Origin of the sequence: Streptomyces sp. PA03-6a (assembly GCF_033792765.1) — a bacterium.
Classification (GTDB): Bacteria; Actinomycetota; Actinomycetes; order Streptomycetales; family Streptomycetaceae; genus Actinacidiphila.
In genome coordinates this window covers 1-5,113 of the sequence record NZ_JARAVK010000411.1, presented here as the reverse complement: position 1 = coordinate 5,113, position 5,113 = coordinate 1, and the positions used below count along the sequence as shown (strand labels likewise).

At 73.2% G+C, this 5,113-nt stretch carries 4 protein-coding genes; all 4 read left to right on the top strand.

The window, feature by feature from the left end; all coding sequences use genetic code 11:
* On the top strand, positions 1–260 hold a 260-nt coding region (locus PV350_RS44345; RefSeq protein ID WP_500339037.1), incomplete at its 5' end, for a hypothetical protein.
* A 551-nt stretch (positions 261–811) separates the two neighbouring features.
* Entirely contained in the window at positions 812–1,465 is a 654-nt protein-coding gene (locus PV350_RS44340; protein WP_499516001.1) for an FMN-dependent NADH-azoreductase, read from the top strand.
* 185 nt (positions 1,466–1,650) lie between these two features.
* Positions 1,651–1,932 (top strand): hypothetical protein, encoded by a 282-nt coding sequence (locus PV350_RS44335; RefSeq protein WP_499516000.1) that lies wholly within the window; start codon positions 1,651–1,653, stop codon positions 1,930–1,932.
* Between the two features lie 47 nt (positions 1,933–1,979).
* Positions 1,980–4,856 carry a SpoIIE family protein phosphatase gene (locus PV350_RS44330; protein ID WP_499515999.1) on the top strand — a complete coding sequence of 959 codons (2,877 nt, stop codon included), beginning with the start codon at positions 1,980–1,982 and terminating at the stop codon, positions 4,854–4,856.
* Positions 4,857–5,113: the final 257 nt, after the last annotated feature.

The following is a 5,113-nucleotide window of genomic DNA, read 5'->3' as shown; positions in this document are numbered from 1 at the left end:
CCCCCACCCGCGCCGCCACCGGCACACCGAAAGACCCGGAGAACACCATGCCCATCCCGACGACGAAGTCCGGCGGCCTGCTCAACAACGCCTTCGTGGCGGTACGGCGCCTGCAGACCCCGGCCACCGCCTCCGGTACCGGACGGCACCGCGGCCGGCCCGCCGGTGAGCGCATCACCTCCATCGGCGTCCGGGGCATGGGCACCCACCGCCGCCCGCTCGACACCCCCGGCTCCGGCGACGCGGCCGCCCGGGCCTGAACACCGCCCGGGCCTGAACACCGCCCGCGCCGTCCCGCCCCCGACCTCACCGACCCGCGCCCGCGCATGCGCCTGCGCCGGGCCGACACCAGAGGGAACAACCAACTCCGCTGCCCCGGAGTTGAGTTGGCCGCGCGTCTGCCGCGCACACCGCGCGCCCCGGCACCCCTCCGCGGAAAACCGCCCAGGCTCCCCGTCCTGACTCCTCCGGACCGGGGAGCCTTCGGCGTACCGCCGCACACGCACCGTCGGCCGGGCCGAGCGGCGCTGCGGCGCGCCATGACGCCCGTGTGGCGGCCGTGGCAGGCCACTCCCTTCGCGGTCGACTCCCTTTCCACCGACGGCAGTTCACCGCCCCACGACCAGATACTTACCAAAAGTTAGCGGCTAATCCTCTCTTTGGCCCGCGGGACCCGGGTGCATCACGGTGGAGCCGTGGGACCCGCACCTCGCATCCCCCCGGCGACGCGGGCCACCGGGCTCCCCGGCGTCATGACGCCGGGGAGCCGCCCCACGGGGACACGCACACGTCTGACGCACCTGGAACTCACATGGCAACCCTGCTGCACCTCGACTCCTCCCTCCACCCGGGCTCCGACTCCCGCTCCCGCACCGTCGCGCTGACCTTCCGCGACGCATGGCAGGAGCAGCACCCGGACGGCACCGTGGTCTACCGCGACCTCGCCGCGGACCCGCTCCCCCACCTCGATCTGCACGGCTTCTCCGCCGCCTTCGTCGACGCCCCGTCGCACACCCCCGAACAGGCGGCGGCCTTCGCGGGCCGTCTGGCCCTGATCGAGGAACTGGAGAAGGCCGACGCCGTGCTCCTCGGCGCCCCGATGTACAACTTCACGATCCCGTCGACGCTCAAGAGCTGGATCGACCACGTGCTCATGGTCGGCCGCACGACCGGCGACACCTCCAGCGTGAAGGGCGTGCCGGTGACCGTCATCGCCAGCCGCGGCGGCTCCTACGCTCCGGGCACCCCGCGGGAGTCCTCCGAGTACGTCCAGAACTACCTGCGGTCCATCCTCGGCGAGTACATGGGCCTGGACCTGGACTTCATCGTCCCCGAACTGACCGCGGCGGCCTCGAACCCCGCCATGGCCGAGCTCGTCCCGCTGGCCGAGGCCTCGTGGACCCGGGCACTGGAGGACGCGACCACCAAGGGCAAGGAAGTCGCGCAGCGCGTCGCGGCCGCCTGACCCCGGGCCGTGTCCTGCCCGTACCGGGCAGGACACGGCTCCCCCCGCTCCCCGCCTGGTACCGGGAGGCATAGGAACAGCGTTCCGTGGCCGGCTCGGCCGCGATGACGCAACCTTGGCCGTGTCCGGCACACCTCGCACGGCCGCCCGCCGCGGTCACCCCCCGCCCCGTTCGGAAGACGCCCATGAGCAACCAGACGACCACCCATCGCCACGCCGCCGCTCCCCACGGCCCCGCCGGCCCCGACGCCGCCTCCGGCGCGCAGGAGTCCGGCATCGACGGTCTGGCGCACCTGGTCGACGACCTCGCGCACGCGATGGCCACGACACCGGAAGCCCTCCTCGCCGGCATGTCGGACGACGTGCTGAACGCCCTCTTCCTCCTGCACGTCCAGGAGGCCCCCGACCGCGCCCCGTGCCCCGGCGGCCCCGGGGAGCCCGAGCGGAACCGGACCACCACGGAGTAAGGCCTGCCTCGCCTGCCAGCTTTGCTCCATAAATGTACATTTACATCGTGAACGACCGATTGGCGCTCCTCGCCGATGTGGAGAAGGGCATCGGTGAGGGCGAGGTGCTCCGGCTCGCGCTGCAGCACGCGGTCGCCGAGCTGGACGGGCTGGGCGGCACGGTCCACCTGTGCGGGCCGATGTCGGCGCTGCGCCTGGTGTCCACGGTCGGACTGTCACCGGGGTACGTACGCCCCTGGGAGATCATCGACCAGGAGAGCCCGGCGGTCCCGGCGCGCGCCGTACGCCGGCACGGCCGCGTGTGGGCGGCCGACGGATCGGCCGGCGCAGGCCGGCCCGGGACGGCAAAGGGATGGCCCGGCACGGGACTGGCCTCCGTGGCCCTGTCCGACGGGGTGAGCTCGGTGGGGTCGCTGACCGTCGTCACCGGCTCGGCCGGGGAGCCCACCGAGGAGCAGTGGCGGTTCCTCGAGGCGGTGACCGCCTGGGCGCAGGAACGCGTGGACCAGGCACCGCCCCCGACCCGCCCCACGCACGAGGAACCCAGCGGCAGCCGGTTGCGGCAGGCGCTGAAGGCCGTCGAGGTGGGCACGTGGGACTGGAACATCCGCACCGGCGAACTCGCCTGGGACGACGCGGCCATGGCCGTCTACGGCACCGACCCCTCCGACTTCGTGCCCCGGGTCGAGAGCTGGATGAAGGTCGTCCACCCCGACGACCTTCGGTGGACGCTCGCCACCGCCGAGAGGGCGATCCGGGACCGGGGCGTGTTCGAGGCCGAGTACCGGGTGCGCCGCCCCGACGGCAGCTACGGCTGGACCGAGACCCGCGCCAAGGTGGTCCTGGACGACAGGGGCGAGCCGTACCGGATGATCGGCACGGCGTGGGAGAGCAACGAGTCGCGGTCCGCGCGTGACGCGCTGAGCCGCGCCCTGCGGTACATGAGCGACGGCTTCCTCTCCGCGGACGAGGACTGGCGCATCACCTTCGTCAACCTGGAGGCCGAGGACGTGCTCGGCTCCTCCGAGGAGGAGCTGTTCGGCCGGGTGCTCTGGACGCTGCCGTCGCTGCGGCAGATCCCCGGCCTGGAGTCGCGCTGCCGGGAGGCCGCGGCCAAGGCGGCGCCCACGAGCTTCGACGTACGGATGCCGGACACGGGCTCCTGCTACCAGGTCCGGCTGGTCCCCCTGCCCGACGGGGTGACGCTCTACTTCACCGACGTCACCGACCGGCGCAGGCACGAGGCCGAGCGCGCCGCCGCCGAGCGAGCGGCGGGCGAACGCGCGACCCGGATCGCCGAACTGACCGCGGCCCTCGCCAAGGCGACGACCTCGCGCGACGTGGTGGACGCCGTCGCCCAGCGTGTCCTGCCGCCGTTCGGCGCCACCGGGCTGCTGGTGCAGGCGCTCGAGGACGGCAGGGCCTACAACGTGGGGTCCGTCGGCTACCCGCAGGCCTTCCTCGACAACCTCCAAGGCCGTCCCCGGGGTGCCAAGGACCCGGTGTGGGACGCCATCTCGACCAGCGGACCGGTGTTCGTCTCCTCGGCCGAGGAGTACGCGGCGCGGTACCCGGCCATGTCCGACCGCCCGCACCTGACCGGGAAGGGGTCCTGGGCCTTCCTGCCGCTGACCGCCTCCGGGCTCACCTTCGGCGTCTGCGTGGTCGCCTTCGACCAGCCGCGGCGCCTGACGGACGAGGAGCGCACCCTGCTGAGCGCCATCAGCGCCCTGGTGGCCCACGCCCTGGAACGCGCGCGCCTGTACGACGCCGAGCACACCCGCTCCCGGGAACTGCAGAGCGCGCTGCTCCCCCAGGAGCTGCCCGCGCTGCCGTCGTGCACCCTCGCCGCCCGCTACCTGCCGACCGAGCAGGGCGCGGACGTCGGCGGCGACTGGTACGACGTGATCCCGCTGTCCGCCGGCCGGGTCGCCTTCGTCATCGGCGACGTGATGGGCCACGGCCTGTCCGAGGCGGTCACCATGGGACGCCTGCGCACGGCCGTCCACACGCTGGCCGGTCTCGAACTGCCCCCTGACGAGATCATGGGGCACCTCAACGACATCGTCGGCGGACTCGGCGCGGACTCCTACGCCACCTGTCTCTACGTGCTCTACGACTCGACCACCGGCACCTGTTCGGTCACACGCGCCGGGCACCCCCCGCCCGCGGTCGTCCATCCCGACGGCACCGTGCGCTTTCCGAAGGCGGCGCCGAACCCGCCCCTGGGGGCCGCGGAGCAGCCGTTCGAGAGCGTCGAACTGCAGGTCCCCCGGGAGAGCCTGCTCGTGCTGTTCACCGACGGGCTGGTCGAGTCCTCCGAGCGCGAGATCGACGAGGGCCTGGGCGATCTGGCGCGCCTGCTGGCCGACGCGGACGCCGAGGACCTGGGGGCGCTCTGCGACGCCCTCATCTGCGGGCTGCTCCCGGTAGGGCGGACCACCAGCGACGACATCGCGCTCCTCGTCGCCCGCGTCCACGCGCTCGCCCCCGAGCGGATCGCCTGCTGGCCGCTCCCCGAGGACCCGCGGGCGGCGGGGATGGCCCGCGGGCACGTGCGGGAGCAGTTGTCCGCGTGGGGTCTGGAGGAGCTGACGCCGACGACGGAACTGCTCGCCAGTGAGCTGGTGGGGAACGTCGTCCGCCACGGGAAGGGCCCGATGACGCTGCGGCTGCTGCGGGACATCGACCTGGTCTGCGAGGTCTCCGACGACAGCCTGACGATGCCCCGCATCCGCCACGCCTCCGAGACGGACGAGGGGGGCCGGGGCCTCCAGCTCGTCGCCTCCCTGTCCCAGCGGTGGGGCACCCGCTACACCCCGAACGGCAAGTGCATCTGGACGGCGCAGCAGCTGCCGGACCCCGACGCCTGCGTGCCGCTTCCGGAGCCGTTCGACGTGGACGCCGTTCCGCCCCTCGACTGACCGGCCCTCCGACTTCCCCCGTGGGCGGCGGTGTCGGCGGGCAGGCGGCCCCCTGGGCCGGCCCCGCGGGCATGGTGTGACACGTCTGTGACAGTCGGCGGACGGGGTCATGACCTCGCAGCGCGAAAGTGGTCCATAGAGGGCAAAACGCCCCAATTGGACATCCACCTCCTGCTACCGAGGGCGTGAGCAGGGACCGCAGCCGCCGAACCGCCGAAGGACACCGCCATGAGCTCCGCACCCGCCACGCCCCAGGC

Excerpts from the sequence above, each read along its gene's own strand:
- PV350_RS44340 (WP_499516001.1), top strand. The coding sequence starts at position 812 with ATGGCAACCCTGCTGCACCTCGACTCCTCCCTCCACCCGGGCTCCGAC.
- PV350_RS44335 (WP_499516000.1), top strand. The coding sequence starts at position 1,651 with ATGAGCAACCAGACGACCACCCATCGCCACGCCGCCGCTCCCCACGGC.